The sequence below is a fragment of the Paenibacillus xinjiangensis genome, assembly GCF_059686975.1.
The window spans coordinates 116,422-139,827 of the sequence record NZ_JCAALS010000016.1 but is presented as its reverse complement, the minus strand read 5'-3'; the positions used below and the strand labels follow the sequence as shown (position 1 = coordinate 139,827).

26 protein-coding genes are annotated in these 23,406 nt (G+C 48.7%); 2 read left to right on the top strand and 24 right to left on the bottom strand.

Features of this window, described 5'->3' with window-relative positions; all coding sequences use genetic code 11:
* Nucleotides 1–3 precede the first annotated feature (3 nt).
* The 7 genes from AC6ESP_RS17235 to nrdI form a co-directional block, all read right to left on the bottom strand.
* A complete protein-coding gene (locus tag AC6ESP_RS17235; protein WP_497097958.1) occupies nt 4–846 on the bottom strand; it encodes a PhzF family phenazine biosynthesis protein in 843 nt (280 codons plus the stop codon).
* 101 nt (nt 847–947) lie between these two features.
* Nucleotides 948–1,406, bottom strand: coding sequence for a GyrI-like domain-containing protein (locus tag AC6ESP_RS17230; protein WP_497097957.1), 459 nt, complete (start codon nt 1,404–1,406; stop codon nt 948–950).
* A gap of 114 nt (nt 1,407–1,520) precedes the next feature.
* A complete protein-coding gene (locus tag AC6ESP_RS17225; protein ID WP_497097956.1) occupies nt 1,521–1,715 on the bottom strand; it encodes a DUF6954 family protein in 195 nt (64 codons plus the stop codon).
* Nucleotides 1,716–1,730: 15 nt separating this feature from the next.
* The gene (locus AC6ESP_RS17220) at nt 1,731–2,243 is read right to left on the bottom strand and encodes a hypothetical protein (protein ID WP_497097955.1); all 513 of its coding nucleotides are present in this window, start codon (nt 2,241–2,243) and stop codon (nt 1,731–1,733) included.
* A 350-nt stretch (nt 2,244–2,593) separates the two neighbouring features.
* A complete protein-coding gene (gene nrdF, locus AC6ESP_RS17215) occupies nt 2,594–3,550 on the bottom strand; it encodes a class 1b ribonucleoside-diphosphate reductase subunit beta (protein WP_497097954.1) in 957 nt (318 codons plus the stop codon).
* Nucleotides 3,551–3,624: 74 nt separating this feature from the next.
* The gene (gene nrdE / locus AC6ESP_RS17210; protein WP_497097953.1) at nt 3,625–5,709 is read right to left on the bottom strand and encodes a class 1b ribonucleoside-diphosphate reductase subunit alpha; all 2,085 of its coding nucleotides are present in this window, start codon (nt 5,707–5,709) and stop codon (nt 3,625–3,627) included.
* On the bottom strand, nt 5,642–6,055 hold the full coding sequence (gene nrdI, locus AC6ESP_RS17205; protein ID WP_497097952.1) for a class Ib ribonucleoside-diphosphate reductase assembly flavoprotein NrdI: 414 nt from the start codon (nt 6,053–6,055) through the stop codon (nt 5,642–5,644). Before nrdI ends, nrdE begins: the two co-directional genes overlap by 68 nt.
* 273 nt (nt 6,056–6,328) lie before the next feature.
* Between nrdI and AC6ESP_RS17200 the strand changes: the two genes are divergently transcribed.
* The gene (locus AC6ESP_RS17200) at nt 6,329–6,550 is read left to right on the top strand and encodes a hypothetical protein (RefSeq protein ID WP_497097951.1); all 222 of its coding nucleotides are present in this window, start codon (nt 6,329–6,331) and stop codon (nt 6,548–6,550) included.
* 184 nt (nt 6,551–6,734) lie between these two features.
* Nucleotides 6,735–7,367, top strand: coding sequence for a thymidine kinase (locus tag AC6ESP_RS17195; RefSeq protein ID WP_497097950.1), 633 nt, complete (start codon nt 6,735–6,737; stop codon nt 7,365–7,367).
* A gap of 76 nt (nt 7,368–7,443) precedes the next feature.
* Here the strand turns inward: AC6ESP_RS17195 and AC6ESP_RS17190 are convergent, their stop codons facing one another.
* From AC6ESP_RS17190 to AC6ESP_RS17110, 17 genes are all read right to left on the bottom strand, one after another.
* Nucleotides 7,444–8,208 (bottom strand): class I SAM-dependent DNA methyltransferase, encoded by a 765-nt coding sequence (locus AC6ESP_RS17190; protein WP_497097949.1) that lies wholly within the window; start codon nt 8,206–8,208, stop codon nt 7,444–7,446.
* A gap of 1 nt (nt 8,209) precedes the next feature.
* Nucleotides 8,210–9,166: a CvfB family protein gene (locus AC6ESP_RS17185; RefSeq protein ID WP_497097948.1), complete on the bottom strand. Its 957-nt coding sequence runs from the start codon at nt 9,164–9,166 to the stop codon at nt 8,210–8,212.
* A complete protein-coding gene (rsfS, locus tag AC6ESP_RS17180; protein ID WP_497097947.1) occupies nt 9,163–9,510 on the bottom strand; it encodes a ribosome silencing factor in 348 nt (115 codons plus the stop codon). The genes AC6ESP_RS17185 and rsfS overlap by 4 nt, the downstream gene beginning before the upstream one ends.
* 3 nt (nt 9,511–9,513) lie before the next feature.
* Nucleotides 9,514–10,086, bottom strand: a complete 573-nt coding sequence (gene yqeK / locus AC6ESP_RS17175) for a bis(5'-nucleosyl)-tetraphosphatase (symmetrical) YqeK (RefSeq protein ID WP_497097946.1) — start codon at nt 10,084–10,086, stop codon at nt 9,514–9,516.
* On the bottom strand, nt 10,076–10,666 hold the full coding sequence (nadD, locus tag AC6ESP_RS17170; RefSeq protein WP_497097945.1) for a nicotinate-nucleotide adenylyltransferase: 591 nt from the start codon (nt 10,664–10,666) through the stop codon (nt 10,076–10,078). Before nadD ends, yqeK begins: the two co-directional genes overlap by 11 nt.
* A gap of 33 nt (nt 10,667–10,699) precedes the next feature.
* Nucleotides 10,700–11,011 (bottom strand): ribosome assembly RNA-binding protein YhbY, encoded by a 312-nt coding sequence (gene yhbY / locus AC6ESP_RS17165; protein ID WP_497097944.1) that lies wholly within the window; start codon nt 11,009–11,011, stop codon nt 10,700–10,702.
* A gap of 55 nt (nt 11,012–11,066) precedes the next feature.
* The gene (gene aroE / locus AC6ESP_RS17160) at nt 11,067–11,948 is read right to left on the bottom strand and encodes a shikimate dehydrogenase (RefSeq protein ID WP_497097978.1); all 882 of its coding nucleotides are present in this window, start codon (nt 11,946–11,948) and stop codon (nt 11,067–11,069) included.
* 21 nt (nt 11,949–11,969) lie between these two features.
* Nucleotides 11,970–13,097 carry a ribosome biogenesis GTPase YqeH gene (gene yqeH / locus AC6ESP_RS17155; RefSeq protein ID WP_497097943.1) on the bottom strand — a complete coding sequence of 376 codons (1,128 nt, stop codon included), beginning with the start codon at nt 13,095–13,097 and terminating at the stop codon, nt 11,970–11,972.
* Nucleotides 13,094–13,618: a YqeG family HAD IIIA-type phosphatase gene (locus tag AC6ESP_RS17150; RefSeq protein ID WP_497097942.1), complete on the bottom strand. Its 525-nt coding sequence runs from the start codon at nt 13,616–13,618 to the stop codon at nt 13,094–13,096. The genes yqeH and AC6ESP_RS17150 overlap by 4 nt, the downstream gene beginning before the upstream one ends.
* A gap of 236 nt (nt 13,619–13,854) precedes the next feature.
* On the bottom strand, nt 13,855–16,107 hold the full coding sequence (locus AC6ESP_RS17145; RefSeq protein ID WP_497097941.1) for a transglutaminase TgpA family protein: 2,253 nt from the start codon (nt 16,105–16,107) through the stop codon (nt 13,855–13,857).
* Nucleotides 16,104–17,342 (bottom strand): DUF58 domain-containing protein, encoded by a 1,239-nt coding sequence (locus AC6ESP_RS17140; protein ID WP_497097940.1) that lies wholly within the window; start codon nt 17,340–17,342, stop codon nt 16,104–16,106. Before AC6ESP_RS17140 ends, AC6ESP_RS17145 begins: the two co-directional genes overlap by 4 nt.
* A 4-nt stretch (nt 17,343–17,346) precedes the next feature.
* Nucleotides 17,347–18,303, bottom strand: a complete 957-nt coding sequence (locus AC6ESP_RS17135; protein ID WP_497097939.1) for an AAA family ATPase — start codon at nt 18,301–18,303, stop codon at nt 17,347–17,349.
* 146 nt (nt 18,304–18,449) lie between these two features.
* Nucleotides 18,450–18,800, bottom strand: coding sequence for a stage V sporulation protein AE (gene spoVAE, locus AC6ESP_RS17130; protein WP_497097938.1), 351 nt, complete (start codon nt 18,798–18,800; stop codon nt 18,450–18,452).
* Between the two features lie 7 nt (nt 18,801–18,807).
* Complete coding sequence (gene spoVAD / locus AC6ESP_RS17125; RefSeq protein WP_497097937.1) at nt 18,808–19,821, bottom strand: stage V sporulation protein AD; 1,014 nt, start codon at nt 19,819–19,821, stop codon at nt 18,808–18,810.
* A gap of 1 nt (nt 19,822) precedes the next feature.
* A complete protein-coding gene (gene spoVAC, locus AC6ESP_RS17120; RefSeq protein ID WP_497097936.1) occupies nt 19,823–20,278 on the bottom strand; it encodes a stage V sporulation protein AC in 456 nt (151 codons plus the stop codon).
* A gap of 482 nt (nt 20,279–20,760) precedes the next feature.
* Nucleotides 20,761–22,446: an ABC transporter substrate-binding protein gene (locus AC6ESP_RS17115; RefSeq protein ID WP_497097935.1), complete on the bottom strand. Its 1,686-nt coding sequence runs from the start codon at nt 22,444–22,446 to the stop codon at nt 20,761–20,763.
* A gap of 72 nt (nt 22,447–22,518) precedes the next feature.
* Nucleotides 22,519–23,403, bottom strand: coding sequence for a carbohydrate ABC transporter permease (locus AC6ESP_RS17110; protein ID WP_497097977.1), 885 nt, complete (start codon nt 23,401–23,403; stop codon nt 22,519–22,521).
* Nucleotides 23,404–23,406: the final 3 nt, after the last annotated feature.

Genomic DNA, 23,406 nt, shown 5'->3' with positions numbered 1-23,406 from the left:
CTGCTATACCTCCAACGTGCCTTGCAGCACCATAATAGCTTGTCCTGTTAGCTGAACGCGAGCACCCGTATAATATACCTTCACTATGCCGCCTCTTTGCGAAGCCTGATAGCCTATCAGCTCATCGCGCCTTAACCTTTTGCTCCAATAGGGCGACAGGGCACAATGCGCTGAGCCCGTTACCGGATCTTCGCCAATACTGTCTGGGAAAAAAGCCCGGGATACAAAATCATAGCTATTGCCCGTATCTGACTTAGCCGTCACAATAATGCCGCGGCATTCTAAAGTCCGCAGCAGCTGCCAATCTGGCTTCAGCTCTCTTACCGTAGTCTCAGAGTCGACCTCTACGAAATAGTCTAAGCGATTCTTGCCTATATATCTCGGAATAAGTCCAAGCCCCTCAATGAGCGCTTGTGGCGCTTCGACAGGAGCTGGAGGCTCCGACGGGAAATCCATCGTCATCCAGTTGCCCGAGGTCTGCTGGTCACGTTGAACGGTCAATACACCGCTCTTCGTTACGAAGCGTGCCTGCTGCTCAGGCAGCAGCAGCCCCTTCTCCCACAGCACGAAGGCTGTAGCTAATGTGGCATGACCACACAATTCCTCTTCAGATTCCGGTGTGAACCAGCGGAGGTCGAAGCCATCCTCTATTTTAACGACAAAAGCAGTCTCCGACAAGTTCATCTCCGCCGCTACCTGCTGCATCCACTGCTCTTCACGAGGAGCAGGAAGCAGGCAGACTGCTGCCGGATTGCCGCGAAAAGCTTGATCCGCGAATGCGTCGACGATATAGATTGGAATGGAGCCTTGCGCAGCTGTAGTTGTATTTGTAGATTTATGTATCATCTCTCTATTCACCTCTCTAATGGGCTATATAAAACAAAAAGGAGGATACCTGTGGATCAGGCTCCTCATCCATCCTTACGTTCTTGCGACTCATGATGCATCTATTCTTCATCTTTAAGCGGAATAAGAAGCTCTACTTCCTCTTCCTCCAAATGCCGCTCTTCGATATAAAAAACTTCAATCGCTACGGCGCTCTCATGCTTAATCAGCTTCTTCTCATTGATCCATGCAAACAGCTGCTCATAAGCTTCACCGATTCTCTTATTCGTCGAAGCAACCATCGCGTAACGATGCTCCGGTATGGTGAACTGAACCATTCCTTCTGGCAGCTCCTCCATATGCTGTGCCTCATAGCAGGCCCAGTAGGTTGCGAATACTTCATTGCCGAAATAAGGACTATACAATACAGGTGAACGGGATACCGCATTCAGCTCATGCTTACGCGATAGAAAATCACTTTGCAAACGGATCGCTTCATCGGGAAGAGTTGAGTACGGACCGCAATAACTCATTCCTACCAGATTAAGAGCAGGCTTCGTAATAATTGAGCAATTGTCCACGCGAATTCCTCCTTATTATCGGTCAGAACTTATGCGTTAGGATGAGCTTGATCTGCGAATAGTGTATCATGATTTCCCATTATAATGGTAGTCTTTTTATTGTGTATTTTTGGCTTAGCTGCGTATTCTCCAGCGCTTCATTACCCTGATCAGCAGGGCTGTAATGAGGATATAGATAATTAGGATGATGCACAGAGTCATCATTCTCTCGCTATTAGAGCCATCTGCGAGCAGCACCGGACCTAATCCAAAAAAAGTCACGAGGGCATACAAGATCACAAACAGCACAACAGTTAAGCCTTTTCCCATCGCATCATCTTCTCCTTAATCGTAGCCGCCATTAACCTCTGGGAGCTGTTTATATTCTGGTCTGTCCGCAATGAGCTCCATCACTTCATTCCGCAGCGTCTTCAGCTGCTCCGCATCCTCCGTCAACGTACAATGCTCATCTGACCAGGAAGACGTCAGCGTCTCGCCATTCATTCGAATCTCCCATGTGTCTTCCTCATAAGGAATCTGGGAACAAGCTTTATCGCGCGGATTAAGCTCCGTTAGAGCAGGCACATTCAGCTCATACATCCGCTTATATATGCCTTTCAGCTCTTCCTCTGTTAAGACTAAGCTAACAGTAGCCTCACCGTCTGTAATCAAATCCTTCGTTACCGTCTGATCGAATGTATTGACACTATTCTTCTGCGTCTCTCCATAGCCATAGCTCACCTTGAAGTTGAAATCACTAGGCATCTCAGCTGGCATCAGATTCGATTCGGGGTCTGCGCCTTTCGAACATCCAACAAGAAGCATACACACAAATAGGATTACCAATAGCTGTTTCATCCTCAACACCTTCCTCTCTACCTCCAAACGAATCTGGAGGCGCAAAGGTTACTACGGCGGTGGACAATAACATACTCATCCATCTAGTTTCTCCTATCCAGGCGCAGCCTAACACACTTAGGCATTAACCCTCAATTACCTTGCTTGCCTCAAATGTGCTTACCGTTACCCACCTCGGACTTAACATGTTGACTTTTTTGCAGCATTCTGGCGCATTCCCACCGCTATTCGGGCAAAATGCTGACTTTTTTGCAACTTTTGGCTGCTTTTCACCACATACTTGCTCCTAGGTCCCACTCATACAAAAAAAAGCAACCGGCGTAATCGCCAGCTGCTCTCTCTCATCTATATTAGAAGTTAAATACGAAGTCGTCGTCCTTCAACTGCTCTACGTGAACGGTACGAACGTATCCATTGCCTTTTTTGGAGAAGAAGTCATGCTGCTTGGTATGAGTGCTGATCCCGTTGAAGACGATTGGGTTAACCGGCTCTTCAGGGAAATGCGGCTCGAAGCCAAGGTTCATCAATGCTTTGTTCGCATTGTAACGCACATAGGTTTTCACTTCATCTTGAAGTCCGAGCGGGCCGTACATTTCATCTGTGTATACGGCTTCGTTCTCATACAATGTGTTAAGCAGCTCAAGCAGCTCAACCTTCAGCGTCTCTTGCTCTTCACGGCTGAACTCTTCATACAGCTCTTGAGCAAGCACACCAACGTATTGGCCGTGAATACTCTCATCGCGGAGGATCAAGTCGATAATCTCGCCGCTGCTCGTCATTTTACCTTGTCCAGCAAGGTATAGTGGGTAGAAGAAGCCGCTGTAGAACAAATAGCTCTCGAGGAATACAGAAGCTGCCATCGCTTTGTACAGATCACGCTTTGTCTCGATGCCAGCGTACCAAGATGAGATCAAGGTTGCTTTACGCTGCAACTGCTCGTTCTTCTCAATCCATCGGAAGATTTCATCAATCTCTTCGGTCGAAGCAAGCGTTGTAAAGATACTGCTGTAAGATTTCGCATGAATCTGCTCCATCATCGACATGAAGGACAATACCGCTTTGCGTTGGAGCCCTTCAACATGCTCAAGGATTTTCGGCATACCGATACCGCCTTGAATCGTGTCCAGAAGCGTCAGTCCGCCAAGCACGTTTTTGTATACGGTACGCTCCGTGTCGGTCATATCCATCCAGTCCATCTTGTCATCGGACAATGGAATTTCGTCATCCGTCCAGAATTGCATTACATTCTGCTGCCAGAATGTTAATGTGAATTCGTCATCAGGACGGTTCCAGTTCACTGCTTTCATCAGTCGGGCTCCTTTATAAAAGGCTGCGATACCTGCAGGTTCGCATCACGCAGCCTCATCATTGATTATTCGTCTTATACGGCGCAGCTTGTGCATTCCTCAACGGAAAGACGCTTCGTTCTTGTATAATACAGAGATTTCAATCCTTTTTGAGCGGCATAGATATAGAATCTCGCAAGCTCACGAGTCGTCACATTACTATTCACATGCAGGACAGTCGAGATGCCTTGATCGACATGCTGCTGAATTTCCGAGATGAGATCAATCAGCTTGAACTGATCGATGTTGTAAGCCGATTTGTAATAGAAGAAGTTCTCTTCTGACATGAACGGCATTGGGTAGTAAGTTGTCGAGTTCGCATATGTACGAGTCTCGATGTGCTCAACGATCGGCATAACGCTGGAAGTCGCATTTTGAATATACGAAATACTTTGCGTTGGCGCAATTGCGAGACGGTACGCATGGTATAGACCGTACTTCAGTACGTTTTCTTTCAATGCAGCCCAGTCCTCTGGGGATGGAACTTCCATTCCTTCGAACAGCTCTTTTACTTTCGCCGTTGTTGGACGGTAATCCGTTTCGATATAACGAGTGAAATAAGTGCCTTTAGCATATTCAGAACGATCAAAGTCTTTGAAGGTTTTACCGCGCTCTTTGGCGATTTCCATACTTTGCTCAATCGAGTAGTAGTTCATCATCATGAAGAATGCGCTGGCGAAATCTTTTGCTTCTTCACTCTCGTAAGCGATTTTGTTCTTAGCAAGATAACCGTTCAGGTTCATCGCTCCGAGACCTACAGAGTGGAGCTCTGAGTTCGCTTTGCGTACGCCTGGCGCATTATCGATCTCGGACAGATCGCTGACAGTTGTTAGAGCTTCAATACCCACGTGAACGGATTCCTTCACCTTTTTGTGCTCCATTACGTTCACGATGTTCAGGGAAGCCAGGTTGCAGCTGATATCGCGTTGGATCACATCGTCGATGCCGTAATCGTTAATGATAGATGTCTCTTGCACTTGGAAAATCTCCGTACATAGGTTGGACATCTTAACTTGTCCGATATCTTTAAGCGCATGTACGCTGTTCGCATTCGATTTGTTCATAATATATGGATAGCCGGATTCGAGTTGAATCGACGCAATCTTCGTCAGCATGTCACGTGCGTTCATTACTTGTTTCTTCACTACTTTATCATTAGCAAGCAGCTCTTCGTACATCTCGTCCATATCCATGTCGTCAAGATGCTTGTCATAGGCCTTATGAACGGAATGTGGACCAAACACAAATAAAGGTTTGTTCTGAGCAGCCAATTCATAGAATTTATTCGGGATGATCAGACCGATAGACAACGTTTTAATACGCGACTTCTCGTCGGCATTAATTTTTTTGCTATCCAAGAATTCAATAATATCCCAGCCGAAAATATTATAGTAGCCTGCGCCAGAGCCTTTGCGTTGGCCCATTTGGTCTGCATAGGAGAAAGCATCCTCCATCAGCTTGAGTACTGGCATGATGCCTTTAGCCGCACCCTCAACGCCTTTAATAGCCTCGCCGCGTCCACGCAGCTTGGACAGGTTCACAGCTACGCCGCCGCCGATTTTGGACAGCTGCATACATGTGCCGATGACATAGTTGATAGAGTTAAGAGAGTCATCCATCTCTAGGAGGAAGCAGGATACCATCTCGCCACGGCGGCTTTTGCCCGCATTCAGGAATGTCGGAGTAGCCGGCTGCAGACGCTGTTCGATCATAGCCTCAGCAATACGGAGCGCTTTGGCGGCGTCGCCTTCACCAAGATGCAGGGCAACGATCGCTACACGATCCGGATATTGCTCTAGATATTGCTGTTTGTTGTTGGTCTTCATTGCGTAATCTTTATAGAACTTCGAAATCGCCATATAAGACTGGAACTGGAAGCCGTTGTTCTCTACTAGGTTGAACACAGCTTCTACCTGGTCATAGGAATAGCTCTCGAAGACGTTGTCGTAGTAATCGTTGTCGATCAAATAAGCCAGTTTCTCGCGGAGGGATCCGAACTTCACGCTCTTCTCGTTAACTTCCTCCATAAAAGCAGCTACTGCTTCTTTATCTTTATCCAATTGATAGAAGCCGCTCGCTCCTCGTTGCATCAATTCGTTGTTCAGCTCGATATGTTTCAATGGTTTGCACCCTTTCGACAAAATATTCCATATCATTATTTGTTCCAGACAATTCAAACTTTGAAATCACAGGCACATCGAACATTTCCGATATCGTATCGGCGCTTTTTGCAAAACCGCTGCCCCAGTTGCGATTGCCGCTGGCCGATACACCGCGAAGATGCTTACCATTGCGTTCTAGGAATGTCATCACCCGTTCAGGCACTTGTCCGAAGCCGGTTGTATACGTCACTAGGATGAATGGCTCGTCCACTCGGGCTTGCTCTTGAATCGGTAAAGCTCTCATATTCAGCTTGTTCACAAAGCGCTTTACATTGCCTGTTTTTGAATCATAGACAACCAACATAGTTCTCTCTCCCCCGCTGAATTTCAACAATATAAAAGCGCTTCTGACAGCGGAAACGTCAAATGCGCTAGTAGACAGTCATTGAATACGACTCGTTCTTGAGCCGATTTACATCAATATGTAGGTGGTGAATTTGATTCTACATCAATATATAGGTTGAGTCAATGAAAATAATGGAGAAATATTTAAACCCATTTTTTGCGGCACTCGACTATTTTAACAGATACGGATATGATGGGATAGTGACATTTTATAGCTTAATTGGAGGGTACCATGAACGAACAAATGACGACTGAGCAAATGCGCGAGGCAGTGCAGAAGCTATTCCAAGCTGCAGGCTATACTGTCCCCGAGCTGCTGCCATACATAGATAAGCTAACCGCAGATAATGACCGTTTGAAGCAGGAGCTTAAGAAGCAACGTATCGCTTCAGCACGTCATTCGGCAGCAGACAGCAGCATGAACAGCAGGCTGAAGGATGCTCTAAGGGAATAAAGCAATGCTGCGAATGAGCTAATTATCGAAGCAGCACATACATGCTCCGATTGTCGAACACTGGAATACGATGTCGTATGTCACTCATACAGCGAAATCTATTTCTGGTATAATCAAGGAAACAAAGCTTGTTCCGGTCGAATTTGGGCACCAATATAGAGATAGTAAGGGAGAACTACCATCCATGCAGAGAGGTTTCATTACGGTCATTATAGGACCGATGTTCTCAGAGAAATCTGGGGAGCTAATCAAGCGCTGCCAGAAGCTGATGCAATATGGCCGCAAGAAGGTTCGGGCTTACAAGCCCGCAGAGGACAATCGATTCAGTCAAGAGGAGATCTTCAGCCGCATTGGCTACAAGCTGCCAGCTGCGAATATCCCAACCCAGCTGACACCTGAGATTATAGACAAGATTCTCATAGAGACGAAGCATGCTGATGTTGTCGCATTCGATGAAGTACAGTTCTTCTCCAAAGGCATTATTAGCCTTATAGAGGAGCTGGCCTATAATGGGAAGCATGTGATCGTAGATGGCCTCAATATGGATTACAGGGGCAAAGAGTTCGGCTATATCGGCGGTCTGCTCGCTATTGCAGATGAGATTGTGAAGCTTACCTCCTTCTGTGCAGTATGCGGTGACTCCGAAGCTACGTTCACCCAGCGAATCATTAATGGTCTTCCTGCTACGCTTGGGCCGGTCATTCTCATAGGCAATACAGAGAGCTACGAGCCCCGCTGCCGACGTTGCTTCGTCCCTCCCCATAAAGCTTCGGGGGACACTCACAACCTGCAAGCAGACGCCTCCTCAGCGCCCTGATCACATTCTTATATGTCCAACAAGAAACAGGGTTGTCCAAGCGGTCATCAGAGATGACCCGGACAACCCTGTTATTTTATTTCACAGCAGCGAAGAACAGCCTGTCTGCATCCTCGCCTGGAGGAAGCAGCTTGAAATCAGCATAACGATCTACGGTAGTGAAGCCAGCGCGTCGCAGCGCGGCTTCTATCCAATCCGGATCATAGGCGCGCTGCGTATGCATTTCCTCGAACCGGTGGAAGCTCTCCCCCTGCTTCCGCGCGAAGATAGTCAGATGATGCTCGATCTCAAGTCGGGGCTCATCCAGCTCACATGTCCAAATATAAGCGACATCCTCCTCATCCAGAACGAACGGCTGCTCCTCAGCATAGCGAAGCAGCACATCAGGGGAGTGGACATCGAATAGAAACAGCCCTCCGCTCGTTAATCCGTTATAGGAAGCTCGGAAGGAGGCCTCGACATCCTCTTCCTCGGTCAAATAATTGATGCAGTCACAGAAAGAGATCACCGCATCTACCGGCTCTGCGAGCTCCCATTCGCGCATATCCTGCTGCAGCCATGTAATAGAGCCATTGCCGGATCGGAGCGAATGCTGAGGCGATTCCTCCCATTTGCTGCTCGCTACTGTGAGCATATCGTCAGACAGATCAATACCGTATACCTGAAGGCCGGAGAGCGCCAGCGGAATCGCAACGCTTCCTGTCCCGCAGCCCAGATCAGCTACAGCTGCAGGCTTGCCGTAACGTTCCCAGCAAGCTAATGCGAACTGCACCCATTCCTCATAAGGCATGTCATCCATCAACTGATCGTATACCGAAGCGAATTGTCCGTATGCGTCCATGCTAGCCCTCTGATCCAGCTGAAGGTGCTTCTGCAATCGATGCTTCAGTTGGATCAGCAGCATTCTCGTCCCCAGCAGAGGATTCTGTCAGATACGTCCAGCTGCCCTTCTGAGTGATGAGCCCGTCCCGCATCAGCTTGCCAAGCGCCCGCTTGAACGCCGACTTGCTAATCTCGAATTTCTGCTTAATAACATCGGCCGGCGTTTCATCGGAATAAGGCATGCCGCCACCTGGACGTTCCTTCATGAAGACAAGAAGCCGATCAGCATCCTCCAACCGGCCCTCTTGCTTGAGCTTCGCCATGGACAGGTTGACTCGTCCATCCTCACGGATGAAAGTAATGCGTGAAGATACACGTTCGCCAAGTCTAAGCGCACGTGTCCGCTCAATACCAGGAATGAGCCCATACACACCGAAGCCTACTACGCCACCGTCAATAAGCACGAAGGACCCCATCTGCAGCGTCTTCGTTACCCAGCCTTCGACCCACTGGTTGCGCCATGCTTCCGGAGCAGGGAAGACAAGCGGTCCGAGCTCGTCCTCGCCAGCGAGTCTAGCTAGCAGTCGGCCAGCCTTATCATGCCCGAGCACAATGTGAACCTCATCACCAGGCAGCGGCCGGTACTCGACCTTCTCCGGCAGCTCCGATAGAGGCAGCAGCAAATGACGACCGAGTCCGAATTCTAGAAAACAGCCAAGACGCGGATGGACATCAGCAACCTTGAGACGCGCCATCTCACCAAGTATGAGAGAGGGCCGCTTCATCGTTGCCGATATTCGATCCTCTGTATCGAAGAACAGGAATACCTCAACCTCATCGTTCAGCTTAGGCTTCTTCCCGACCAGCTCGGTATAGTGCATGAGCACCTCCGCTTCGCCGTCTGTCAAAAAATAACCGTAGGGCGACACCTCACGTGCCACCTTCAATGTTACTATCGTTCCGGCGACAAAACTCATGCGAACTCCACTACCTTCGCGTCGGACCAGAGCCGCTCGATGTTGTAGTAGTCACGCTCATCGCGGTGGAATACGTGTACGATAACATCTCCAAGATCGATCAGCACCCAGCGTGCAGAATCCATTCCCTCGATGCCGCGAACTTTCGCTCCGCGCAGTTCAGCCTGCTTGCGAATTTCAGTCGTAATCGCCTGTACCTGTGTATCTGAATTACCATGGCAGATAACGAAATAATCCGCTACAAGTGAAATCTCTTTCAAGTTAAGCGCTACAATACGCATTGCCTTTTTATCTTCTGCAGCCGCAACGGTTACTTGCAGCAATTCTTCTGAATGTATGGTCATAGCTCAGCCTCCTATATTTTGCTGTTCAATCAGATCATTCCTCGCGTCGATCGTCAGCGGGAAAATCCGTTTTCCTTTTTGCAATAAGAATGAAATCGTTGAATCAAATCCGGCAAGCAGTGCTTGCTCTAAGCTAATCTCACTCAGCTCTCGAATGGTATCTACTCCTGGAAAATCTCGTCCTGGCTCCATATAATCAGCCAGACATACAACCTTGTCCAGCAGTGTCATTTGCTTACGGCCGGATGTGTGGAATCGGATGGCATCAAGCACTCCCGTATCCGTCACACCATATTCATGCTCCGCTACCCAAGCCCCGACCTCTGCATGCCACAGCTCTTTATCATAATGCAGCAAGGCTGCATCAAGCTGGTGCTCACGGATCATTTGCTCCATTCTGCTAGTCTGCCAATACTTAGCGACATCATGCAGGATGGCTGCAAGCTCTGCACGAACGGGATCCTCGCCATAACGAGCAGCCAGCCTCACGGCAGTCTCCATCACTCCAACGGTATGCTGCCAGCGTCGCTCGGGCATTTGTGCTCGCACAGACTCAATCATCTGCTCACGATTCATAAAGACCTCTCCTCTTTATAAACTGATGAACGGAATCCGGTACTAGATATTGTATGGAGCGTCCGTTGCGGACGTTATCCCGAATATCTGTCGAAGAAATCCCAATCGGCGGCATTGTAACGATATCGAGCTGCTCCTTAATAAGCAAGGGCAGCTCGGTAATCTCAACGGGTATACCCTCGCGCTCTAGACCGATGAATCGAACAAGCGAGGACAGCTCCTCTATACGATGCCACTGCGATAGATCATTAATTCGATCAGATCCGATAATGTAAGAGAATGAATAAGCTGGATATTGCCGCTTAAGCTCAAGCGCCGTGTCGATCGAATAGCTCATTCCGCCCCTTGTAAGCTCAATGTCGAGCGCCCGGAAGCTGGCATGGCCATCTATCGACTCCAGCACCATCTGGAACCGAAGATCACTATTCACTCCTGGCTCGCTATCCTTAAGGGGAGGAAGAAAAGAAGGAATGAACCATACCTCGTCCAATTGGCATCGGTCGCGAGCAGTCTCTGCAGCAATAAGATGTCCGATATGAATCGGATCGAAGGTTCCGCCCATGATGCCGACTTTAAGCATTGCTTCCAGCCTCCTCCTTTCCAGTCCGAACCTCTATTTTCTAGACGGCTTAGGCAGTTCAATATTTCTGTATTTCTCATCGCTCGATTGTTTGTACAGTACGATTGTTTTGCCGATCACTTGCACAAGCTCAGCCTCCGCACCAGCAGCCAGCTCAGCTCCAATTTCCCTTGGATCTTCAATACAATTGTTGAGAACTGATATCTTCATCAGCTCACGCACTTCAATAGCCTCATTAATGTGGCGAATCAGTTGATCATTCGTGCCGCCCTTGCCCACTTGGAAGATCGGCTGCAAATGATGCGCCAAAGCACGCAGGTGCCGCTTTTGTTTGCCTGTTAGCATAGCTGTGTTCCTTCTTTCATCCTATATAAGTGTCTTGCTTATTCAGTCATCCCTATTAAGCTTGCAGTGAAGCCAATACCGTCTCTCTCATTGCAGAGACCGGCGCAGACTGCCCCGTCCAATATTCGAATGCGTATGCACCTTGATAGATGAACATACCGAGACCGCCATGAATGCGGCAGCCTCCCCGCTCTGCATCCTGCAGAAACTTCGTATGGAGCGGATTATAGATCAGATCGCTCGCTACTGCTCCTGGCTTCAGCCAGCTCGCATCAATCGGACTCGCATCCATATGGGGATGCATGCCGACCGAGGTCGTGTTAATCACGATATCAGCATCACGGCAAGCCTCTTGCAATCCATCATTCGTAATCGCACTCATATCCGTTAATCCGCCGAATGAGCTTACCAGCTCCTCTGCCCGCTCTACCGAACGATTAGCTACGACGATGCTAGCTGGCTGTTCACTCGTTAATGCGAACACGATACCTCGGGAAGCGCCTCCAGCTCCAATCACTACAATGCGTTTGCCGCTCAGATCAGGCTCAACCTCTTCCTTCAAAGAACGGACATAGCCAATACCGTCCGTATTATAGCCAATAAGGCGGCCATTATGGTTAACGATTGTATTGACTGCCCCAATGACCTTCGCACTTGGATCAATATCATCCAAAACCTTCATAATATCCAGCTTATGAGGAATCGTCACATTAACGCCTCTGATACCCATAGCCCGGATGCCGTCTACAAAATGAGCAAGCTTGTCTGGCACCACATGAAATGCCATGTATACGCCGTTCAATTTCGTCTCACGAAAAGCTCGGTTCATCATGATTGGGGACTTCGAATGGCGAATCGGATCGCCGATGACACCATACAGAACAGTATGACTGTCAATCCGATTCCCTTCAGGTTCTGTCAGTAGCCCAGACTGCATCACATGCTCTTCCCCTCTCTGTTAAATAAGTGAATCACGCAGCAGCACCTTAATTCCCTTAGGCGCATACAAATCAAGCGTAGCACCAGAAGTGCCGTTTACTTGAATCCAACCGAGTCCAGATACGAATACGTCTTTATTCGTCCCGCGAGGCACACGCAGTGAATGACGTGTCCATGCAGGCATATCTTCAAGTTCAGCACGTGTCGGCGCACCTAACAGCTCGCCGCGATGCTCCTCATACAGCTCATCTGCCCGTTCCAGCTTCGTCCGATGCACATTAAGCGCATTCGATATATACAGCGTGAAAGATTGACGCTCGCCCTCCAGGAAGTCGAACCTTACCAGACTGCCGATGAATAAGGTCTGCTTGTCATTCAATTGATACACGAGCGGCTTAATCGGCTTGTCCGGCAGCAGTGTTTGTAGGAACCCGCGCGGAACGATCTCTGTCATTCGGGTCGTGTAGACAATACCCGGCGTGTCGATGATGGACTTGCCGTCATCAAGTGGAATATGAACCGCATCGAGCGTCGTTCCCGGATAACGGGAAGTCGTGAGCTCACGCTCCATATCGCTGTAATCGCGAATGAGTCGGTTAATCAGCGTTGACTTGCCGACATTCGTTGCGCCAACAACGTACACATCCCGCCCATTGCGATGACGCTCCAGAGCTTCCAGGAAATGCTCGAAGCCGATATTCCGTTTGGCGCTGCACAGCACGATATCAAGCGTGCGCAGTCCTTCGGCTTTCGCTTGCTTCTGTACCCAGTTACGAATGCGATTCAGGTTCATCGACTTCGGCAGCAGATCGACTTTATTGACGACCAGCAGAACCGGATTATTGCCTACAAAGCGCTGCAATCCGGAAATTAAGCTGCCTTCGAAGTCATACAAATCGACAATATGGACAACTAAGCTGTCGGTTGTTCCAATACTTCCGAGCAATCGCAGGAAGTCATCCTGATCGACAGCTACAGATGACGCTTCATTATAATTACGAATACGGAAGCAGCGCTGGCAAATGACCGGATCACGCTTCAATGCCGTTTCTGGCAAATATCCCGGGTCCTCCTGGCGCTCTGATTGCAGCCGTATTCCGCAGCCTGCACATGCTAATGCAATCTGACTATGCTGCTCTTCTTTCACTTGGTCTCCTCCTCATACCATAACCCTTTCTTCCGTAACCGCGACAAAACGAACCGTTCTATCCGCCGATTGACACGGGTCATGATTCCTTCATCAGCAGGAGCAATTGGCCTTACAAGAATCGTATACAGTCCCATCCGATTCCCACCGAGCACATCCGTCAGCATCTGATCACCAAGCACGACGGTCTGTTCAGCGGGTAAACCCAACACGCTAAGCGCTTTATTAAACGATTTATTCGCCGGTTTGCGCGCGGCATGAATAAATGGAATGTTAAGCGGAACAGCGAACCGAGACACTCTTGTCTCATTATTATTCGATACGATAACGACCCTGAATCCACGGTCGCGAACATGATCCAACCATTTCACAAGCTCAGGTGTGGCTAGAGCCTCCCGTGCCCCTACGAGTGTATTGTCAAGATCCGTAATAATACCACGGACGCCTCTCTCATGAAGCTCGTCTAATTGAATATCATAAACCGTATTCACACGCATGTGCGGCAACAGCCTCTCGAACATAAGCGTTTGACCCCTTTGCTTTCTCCTGCTATCTTACGAAACTATAACATACAAAACGATTTTGTTGCAAAAAATACTAAGCAAACAGGAAGATTAGGAACAATCCCCCTATTATAAGCCCCTCCAGCGGCCGACAGCAAAACTTAGCAGCACGCCAGTCATGCACAGCATAAGGCCCCTAACGATGCCACGCATCATTAAGGGCTCCTCTGCTTTTCCTATTTACTAATAGTAACCTATAATTGCTCCGTAATTGCTTTTACCTTCAGAACAAAACGCTCCGCATCATCCTCTGTAGCACGAACCGGGCTGTATTTGGCCTTCTCGAACCCATCGAGCACCTCAATGAACTCACCCTGCATGCGCTTCCGGCTCTTCGACCACCGGAATATGGCTTCTCGCAGCGTCTCGTGCTCAGCACGCTCCAGCCCTTTCCTGCCGCATTTGCGTAGCAATCGCTCCGTTTCCCATACGATTCGATCATCTGGCGTATAAGAGCGGAACCGGAATTTTTTCCAGCTTGCAGCCATAGCTTTTCTGCGAACAATTAACAAACCTACTATTGCGATAAGCAGTAGAGACAAACCGCTCCACAGTCCCACTCTCATCGATGAATCACTCTTAGCAACCGTGTTCACTTCAGCCTCATCTGTATCAGGCGCAATCGAAGGAAGCGGCTGAGCCTCAGCTTCAGCGATGGTATAAGGGAAAGAGAAACCAGCTGTAGCTTCGAACGAAATCCAGCCATAGCCTTCAAAATAAATTTCAACCCAGGAATGGGCATCCGAGTTTCTTACCGTATAGGTGCCTTCGCCATCTGGATTCATATCGACCTCATCCATTGGATTCCCCATTGGTGGTACAAATTCAGATACTGGCAGAGCTCCTGGAGCAAAGCCTTTGACCCATCTAGCCGGCAAGCCAATTGCCCTGGACATAACAGCCATCGCAGTAGAGAAATAATCACAATAGCCTTCCTGCAGCTCGAACAGGAATTGATCCACGAAATCCTTGCTTGAACCGCTGAGCTTACTCATATCCGGTTTATTCGTATACGTGAAGTTCAACCGAAGATAAGTTTCAATCAACTTCGCTCTATCGTAATCATTAGTTCCCGCAGCCGTTATTTCTTCCGCTAATTGTCTTACACGCTCCGGAAGATCAGTAGGAAGCGCGGTATACTCTTGATTACGGGACTTGTCTTGCCAGCCCGCGCTTGTACTGCGGAGCCCCGCTTCATCCAGAACCGTCACTTCTGAAGTAACAGAATAGGCTTCAGGGAAATCACTCATTGACCAGTCCAGCCATCGGAGCTCCCATACTTTAGGCTGCCACATCAGGCCTCTTGGCAGCGGCAGCTCCGGATTATTAATCCAGTGTATCTGAGAAAGAGGAGCAGCAGCGAATAGGACTGGATATTTGTCTTTGCGAATCATCCTGACCGTCTGCTTGACCTGTGTGAGCTCAGCCAGATTGCGCTCATCGAGTGCAGGGAGAACTTCATCCTTCTGAATGCCTGCTAAGGAATTCTGCTCTACATTCGTCTCACCGGCTGTCCAGCCTTGACCATCGTACAAATTTTTCGTTTCTCCGCGCCAGTAGCTCTTATGACTCGTCGTAATCGTCATAACGGGAGAATAATCATAATTGAAGCCTCCGCCAAGCGTGCTGTCATCACGTCCGTACCCCGAGCTGGTATCCGAATTACTGGAGGCAGAAGAATTGCTGGCTCCCTTATCTCCGAGAAATACATCAACACTCTCTCCTTTGGATTCCCGCCATACGGTATAAGGATCCTGGAGCAGCGGTTTAACTGAAGGCATTAACAGACCAACTGTCATCAATAGCGTTAGGACAATAGCAACCGGAAGCAGCAGCTGAAGCGGATACTCCACCAGCTCCTCCCAGCTTCCTGGATGCTCGCGTTCCAGCTTATGTAAATGAGCAGCCACTAGCCACAGCAGCCCCAGGAAGACGATCCAGGCTACTTCATCCCACAGCCACACGGGAGTAAAAGAATCCGCTATCGTAAGTACGATCAGATTCGTTCCAATAAACCCGAATAGATGACTCCTATTCTTAATCCATAGGCTGAACAGCAAATAAATAACGAGCAAAGCTAGGCTGATCCATATAAAAGGGCTAAGCTGAACCGCATGCTCCCATACCCATGCCACCCACTCACGGGCTCCCTCGGGATTGCCAAGCAGCTTCTTAATCCCTGCGTAGCGAATGGTTACAGCTATCGCCAAGATAAGCTGCACAGCCATTCTTAGAGCTCGGCTTCGTACAGGCATCAGGATGTCTACCGCTATCGCAAGCAGCAGCGTTCCTACTGCGATAACAAAGGTCTCCTCCCACCAATAGCCTTCGAAGACCGTGATCGTATGAATCAGCATCAACCCGATGAATAATTGTGTTAGCTTCGTGTACCAGTTTCGTGCAAAGTGGCGCCCCAATTGACGCAGCGAGAGCGTTAAGCTATTCATGCGCCTCCGCCTCCTTCCAGAACGGCCGGCAGCTCTTGCAGCTGCTTAATGGTGAATACAGGCCAGCCACGGCTTCGCAGCAGCTTTCGCCAGCCATCATCCGCAGCCTCTTGTCCTGTGGACTTAGCAATATGAAGCAAGCAAGGCGTCAAGCCTTTGCGAGACAGCCACTCCATAGATCGTATCGCTTCCTTGCCGCTAACAGCAGAGATCACGACAGCGAATGACCCTGACTCTAGCAAGGCATCGGAAGACAGCAGTGATTTGTACAGCGAATACGGAGCGTCTGCATCCACGTAAGTCAGATGCTTCATAATACGGTTACGCTGCTCACTGCCTGATTTCGGTGAAATAACGGACATCTTCTCTCCGATCGATACTAATCCCATAGCGGTATCTCCCTTGAGACCGTTATCGAATAGCGATGCGGCCGCTGATACAGCTACCTCGAAGCGATCCGATGCGGGAGCAGGATAATCCTTGGCATATCTGTCTAAAATAATAACCGTACGAGGGAGCGATTCCCGCTCGAACGCCTTCGATTTCCAGTCGCCTGTCTTCGCTGTCGCATTCCAGTGGATACGGGAGAGTCGATCACCATACAAATATTCGCGAACGCCATTTAACTGTGTCGTTTCCTTCGCTGAGCGAGAAGCGATCGCGTGCGAGAACGGCCCGCGAATTCCTCGCTGCATGCCATGCCATTGACGCAGCGGCACCGTCTGCGGAAGCACGCTGAACACAGCCTCCGAGCCGAACTGGCCCGAATGCTCGAATAGCCCGAATACATCATGCGCCAAACATTCCGTCGCTCTGAACCGATATTCTCCCCGTTGCAGCGGCGGTGTCTGATACATAATCTCTCCCACTCGCTTCCAGTTCGGAACGAAGGAGGATTCGAACTCCAGCGTCTGTCCATTATGTCGATACAAGCGATCTCTAACAAGTACATAGGGAATAGGATAATAGCCTGGCACTTTTACCGATAGCTGTACTTCAACTGAGCTTCCTGCAGTCAAAGAATGCTCCGCACCTTGTTGTTTGTAGAAGCGTGAGCCGCTGACCCTGCCGATCCCGCTCCAACGTCCAAGAAGTAAATAAACTAAAAGCAAATTTAAGATCATGAATAGCATGAATGCCGTCTTGCCGCCTTGGAACAAGAAGTAGAAAAGAGAAACCGCGTAAATAAGGGCTATGAGCCTCCAACGCGTCCAAGCTGTTTTTTTCTTGACCATCGCATTAGCGCTCCAGTCTAACCGGTACTTTCGTCTGTTCCAGCACCTGTGCTATGATGTCCTCCGCGCGTAATCCATTCATTCTAGCATCGGTATGAAGCAGCAGCCTATGAGACAGCACATAAGGAGCAAGCTTCTTAATATCGTCAGGTGTGACGAACGTCCGCTGGTCCAAATAAGCGCTCGCTTTGGCCGCTCTCATGAGCGCAATGGCCGCACGAGGGCTCGCACCAAGCTGTATGCTTGCATGCTCTCTTGTTGCTCTAACCATACTGATCAAATACTTGCCGACTGCCTCATCCATATGAACCGCCAATACCTGCTGCTGAATACGTATGATGTCCTCAATCTGCGAGATTTGCTCCATTCGATCAGAAGGATGAATTCCGGCAGTAGAGGTGATCATACGATGCTCATCCTCTTCATTCGGATAGCCAAGGGACAGCTTCATCATGAATCGATCGAGTTGAGCCTCCGGAAGCAGATAAGTTCCTTCGAAATCAATCGGATTCTGCGTAGCAAGCAGAATGAACGGCTCGGGCAGCAAATAAGTATCGCCGTCAACCGTCACATGGCCTTCCTCCATTGCCTCTAGCAGCGCAGACTGTGTCTTCGTCGTCGCCCGGTTGATCTCATCCGCCAGCAATACGTTAGTCATGACAGGACCTGGGCGGAACAAGAAGGTTTCTTGCTTGGGATGATAGATAGAGACACCCGTTATATCAGTCGGGAGCAGGTCAGGATTACATTGAATCCGTCTGAACTGTCCTCCGATTGCTTTGGCCAATGCTTTGACTAATTGGGTTTTACCGGTACCGGGAACATCCTCAAGCAGAACATGTCCCCCTCCTATTACGGCAATCATGAGCCGTTCAATTTCCTCTTGCTTCCCCAGGATACAACCATTCAAGCTGCTAATAATAGAAGAACATAATTGCATATCTACAAGTCTAGTTTCCATGTGCAATACCTCCTGTGGAATAATAGGAATGAGCTTGATAACCACTTATTTAGAACTATTTTACAGTAGTTTAATGAAGTTACACAAATAAATGATATGCCAAAAAAAATTGGAGGATCTCACAGGATCCTCCAATTGCTATTTCACTACCCTTTCGGCCTAATAACGAGCGCTGCCAAGAAGGAGAATATGATCGCTGCCGAGATGCCGGAGCTTGTAACCTTGAATATTCCAGAAATAACTCCAATCCAGCCTTGCTCATTCAGCTCGGTTAGAGCACCATGCACAAGAGCATTACCGAAGCTCGTGATGGGGACAGTAGCACCAGCGCCAGCGAATTTAACTAAGGGATCATAGAGCCCAATACCATCAACAACGGCCCCTACAACGACGAGTGTTGCCATTGTATGAGCGGGTGTAAGCTTGAATACATCGAACATAATTTGGCCGACTACGCATATAGCTCCCCCGACCAGAAAAGCCCACAGAAACTGCATTACTCCATCAATCCTTTCCGTTACTAATGGCAACCGCATGTGCGATGCCAGGAATGCTTTCTCCTTGCTGGAAGGAGATGGGAGACAGAAGCGCACCTGTCGCCACGACCAGAATACGATCAAGCTCACCTCTGATGATCTTCTTCAGCAGATGACCGTATGTCACGACTGCTGAACAGCCGCAGCCGCTCCCGCCCGCCTGTACCTTCTGGTTCTTCACATCGTAGACCATAAGCCCGCAATCCTTGAATATCGTATCGTTCATCGGCACGCCATCCCGAAGCAGCAGCTCCGTCGCGAGCGGATGGCCTACTCCAGCCAAATCACCGGTAACGATGAGATCATAATCCTTCGGCGACCGCCCCGTATCCTCGAAATGCGCTTGTATCGTATTCACAGCAGCAGGAGCCATAGCCGCTCCCATATTGAATGGGTCCTTAATACCCAGATCGATAACCTTCCCAATTGTTGCACACTCCACGACCGGCCCGTCGCCTTGCCCTGACACTATAGCTGCTCCCGCTCCCGTTACCGTATATTGGGCTGTCGGCGGCTTCTGGGAGCCATATTCGGTTGGATAGCGGAATTGCTTCTCAGCCGTACAGTTATGACTGCAGGTCCCCGCAAGAACATAATCCGCCTGTTTGGAATTGACGATAAGAGAAGCAAGCGCCAATGATTCCATCGAGGTCGAGCATGCTCCGAAGACGCCGAGATAAGGCACGCCAAGCGCTCTTGCTGCGAAGCTATTGCTGATGATCTGATTCATCAAGTCTCCGCCAACATAGAACTGCAGCTGATCCTTCTCAATTCGGGCATTCTGCACGGCAAATTCCGAGGCTTGCTCCAGCAGCAGGCGCTCTGCTTTCTCCCAGGTTTTCTGCTGCATATCAAGCTCAGGATGCACGAGGTCGAAATCGGCAGCAAGCGGCCCGTCACCTTCGTCAGGTCCGACAACCGTTGCCGCGCCAATAATAACTGGACGATTCTCAAACCACCATGTTTGTTTTCCCCGCAGCATATCAGTGTCCCCCAGCTGTTCCGAATATGAGATGGGCAATGCCTACGAAGAAAGCAGCAACCGTACCGAACACGATTACAGAGCCTGCCAGCTTGAACATGTTCGCTCCAACGCCAAGAACAAGTCCTTCGCTCCGATGCTCCAGTGCTGCAGAGCACATCGAGTTCGCGAAGCCGGTAACAGGCACCGCTGTGCCAGCTCCAGCCCACTGGGCTATTTTGTCATACACGCCCAGGCTGGTCAGTATTACCGATATGAGAATAAGTACAGCCACGGTTGGATTGCTAGCATCCTCAGGCTTCATGTCCATGAGATGGATGAACATTTGTTGAATGGCTTGTCCAAGCACGCATATGCCGCCGCCAACGACGAAAGCTTTGATGCAATTGGCGAATATAGAGCGTGAAGGCTCGCGTGTCTTGGCAAAGGTCTGATATTCCTTGGAAGACATCGACATTTTCTTGTATTTGTTGCTTCCAGTGTTTGCTGCCAGTATGATCTCCTCCTTGAAACCTAAGTCGTTGAGCGCTGATTCATGAGTGTATTGCCATCCTATTCATTATTTGTAATAACAGAGATTGTTATGTATGAGCACTGGATTGCGTTACGCGTATTGCCATACGACAAACAAGCTGCACCGGCTTATCGCCAGCGGCAGCTTGTTAATAGGACAGCTATATCTTTACCGTATACAAATAACCAATAAAACAATAAGAAGAACGAATAGGACCAGCACTAACAGTGGACTCGTTCTACGGCGTAGCGCTCTACTGCTCATCTTCGGATTCCTCCCGCATAGGCTTATATCTAAAGTATATGCAGGTCCCCAGCTAGATGGAGATTGTCCAAAGGCTTGCTTTCCTGAATAACTCAGCGCAGGCACAAGCGGTATATAACGCAAGCAAAGAGCTCATTGGTATGAGCTCTCCCCTGTATAACTTATTTAGACCAAAGCTCAACTCTGTCTTTCACCATTTGTGTGTATTCAGCATTAAGCTTCGCAACACCAGCTTTGTCCAGGTCATTCATGAAGGCATCCCATACTTTATCGAAGTCAGCTGGCTTCGCCAGAATCGCTTCAGGAACGCGTTTCTTCATTATATCTTGCGTTTTTTGGAAAATAACGTTAGCTTCTGAGCCTGTCTCGAATGCAATGTTCCAAGCTGCTCCATATGCACGCTCTGGGAACTCATCATCTGCCGGCCACAAGTCCTTATACGTTGTCGCGCCGTACTCCTTCAACGTTTTCAAATCCGCTTCGGTGTAGTTCGCTACAATCGCTTCAGGATAGTTCAGCGTGTAGTAGTTACCCGTAGAATCTTGAACGCCATCGCCGTAACGAGCGGACAGGTCATAGTTGCCAATACCAGTCGTTTTCTTGAATTTGTTGCCATCATTCGTCTTCATATCCAGGAATTCTTGCTTCAGTACACGTTTGCCGTCTACTACATCATAGTGAACACCTTCAATACCCCAGTTGCGAAGCACTTGACCTTCATCAGAAGCCAGGTAGTCCAGGAATTTGATGATGCGCACTGGATCTTTGGCATCTTTGGTAATGCCTACGCCCCAGCCTGCCAGGAAGCCTGTACCTTGGAAGGAATGATCCTTGATGCTCTCATCCATCGTAACAGGGAAGCGTGCATAGGTTTGATTGATTTTGCCATCATTTTTGAGCGTATTCTCTGCTTCTTCATAATCCCACTTCTGATCGACTAAGCCTAGTACACGCCCAGTAGCGATTTTCGCTTTGTATTGGTCATATTTCTGAACGAAGCTTTCTTTGTCCAGCAAGCCAATATCGTTCATATGGTTCAACCAACGGAAATACTCTTTCTCTTCCGGACGCTGGTAATGCATGATTGTCTCATAGGATTCTTGATTGATGAAGAATTCTCCGTCATCCGGTGCGCCTGTTGCATAGAAAGCCGGGTTCGTAACAGAGATTAGAATTTGCCATTCGCCGCCATTAAGCGACATACCGATTGTCGGTTGGCCGTCTTCCGTAGTAGGGTGCTTCGCAATATAAGCTTTGATTGCATCTTCATAATCTTGAACGGTTTTGATCTCTGGATAGCCTAGCTCTTCAAGCACTTGATGCTGAAGCTGGAAGCCGCCCCCTGCTTCAAAATACTTCTGTCCTACGCCATCAGTAGGAAGCACGTAGATTGCTTCATCGTCGTTGCTCCACTTCAGACGGTTCATATATTCCCCATAGACCTTTTTCAGGTTAGGTGCATGCTCTTCAATCAGATCAGTCAGGTCAAGCATCGCGCCAGCATCAACCAGCTTGCTTACATTGCCTTTTGCCATAACGATATCTGGGTACTCATCACTTGCGACCATAAGAGCGAATAAATCCTGATCGCCACCGCCAACTGGGAACTCCTGTTTCAACGTGATTCCTGTCTTCTCTTGAATGAGCTTGCCGATATCACTCTGCATATCATCCCAAGATGTGTTAACATCACCAGAAACCATCTTGATTGTCATCGGCTCTAGCGCTCCGTCTCCGGTATTCGTAGAACCTGTGTTAGCGTTGTTATTGTTCGAATTGCCACAAGCAGATACCAGCATTACTAGTGCGACTAACAGGCCTGCCCACGCTGTTTTCTTTCTTTTCATTGCTGTTTGCCTCCCCTTATTTATAAATGAACAATATATAGAACAGGAAATCCTGTTGCTACCATAGCAGAACTAGCTCTTCACCGCACCTAACGTCATCCCTTTGACAAAATACTTCTGCAAGAACGGATACACTAGAAGAATAGGTACCGTAACAACAATAGTGATAGCCATTCGAATCGATTCCGGTGATACCGAAGCCATCGATGCTTGCGCATTAGGATCACGATAGTTGGAGCTTGATTGTGTCGATTGAAGCACCTTCATCAATTCATATTGAAGCGTTGTGTTCTCCGGATGACCGGAGTTGTATAGATACGTATCGAACCATGCATTCCATTGTCCGACTGCAATGAACAAGGCGATAGTTGCGAGTACCGGCTGACAGAGTGGAAGAATAACTCGCCAGAAGATCGTCCAATCATTCGCTCCATCAATCTTAGCCGATTCCTGCAAGGCGATTGGCAGGCCGTCAATGTAAGAGCGGATAACGAATACATTCCATACACTTAGCAATCCCGGAATGATGTATACCCAGAATGTTCCGATCAGCTCCAGATTGCGAATGAGCATGTAAGCGGGAATCAAGCCACCGGAGAAGTACATCGTCATGGCGAACATTACCGACATCCATTTTCTCGCCTGAAAATCTCTGCGACTAAGCACGAACGCTACCATCGCGGAGGATACAACGCCAACTGCCGTTCCTAAGAGCGTACGGAGCACGGAGTTCTTAAAGCCTGTCAGCAGGCTCTCGTATCGAAAAATCTCAGCATAGTTCTGTAAGGTGAATTCCCTAGGAAATATGGTAATGCCGCCTTTTACCGTATCCATGGATTGATTGAACGAAATAGCCAATACGTTGAGAAATGGATATAGGGTTACGATACCTACGATTGTCATTAATACATATACGGCAACATCGAATATTTTATCGGATGTGTTTCTATGTGTCATACC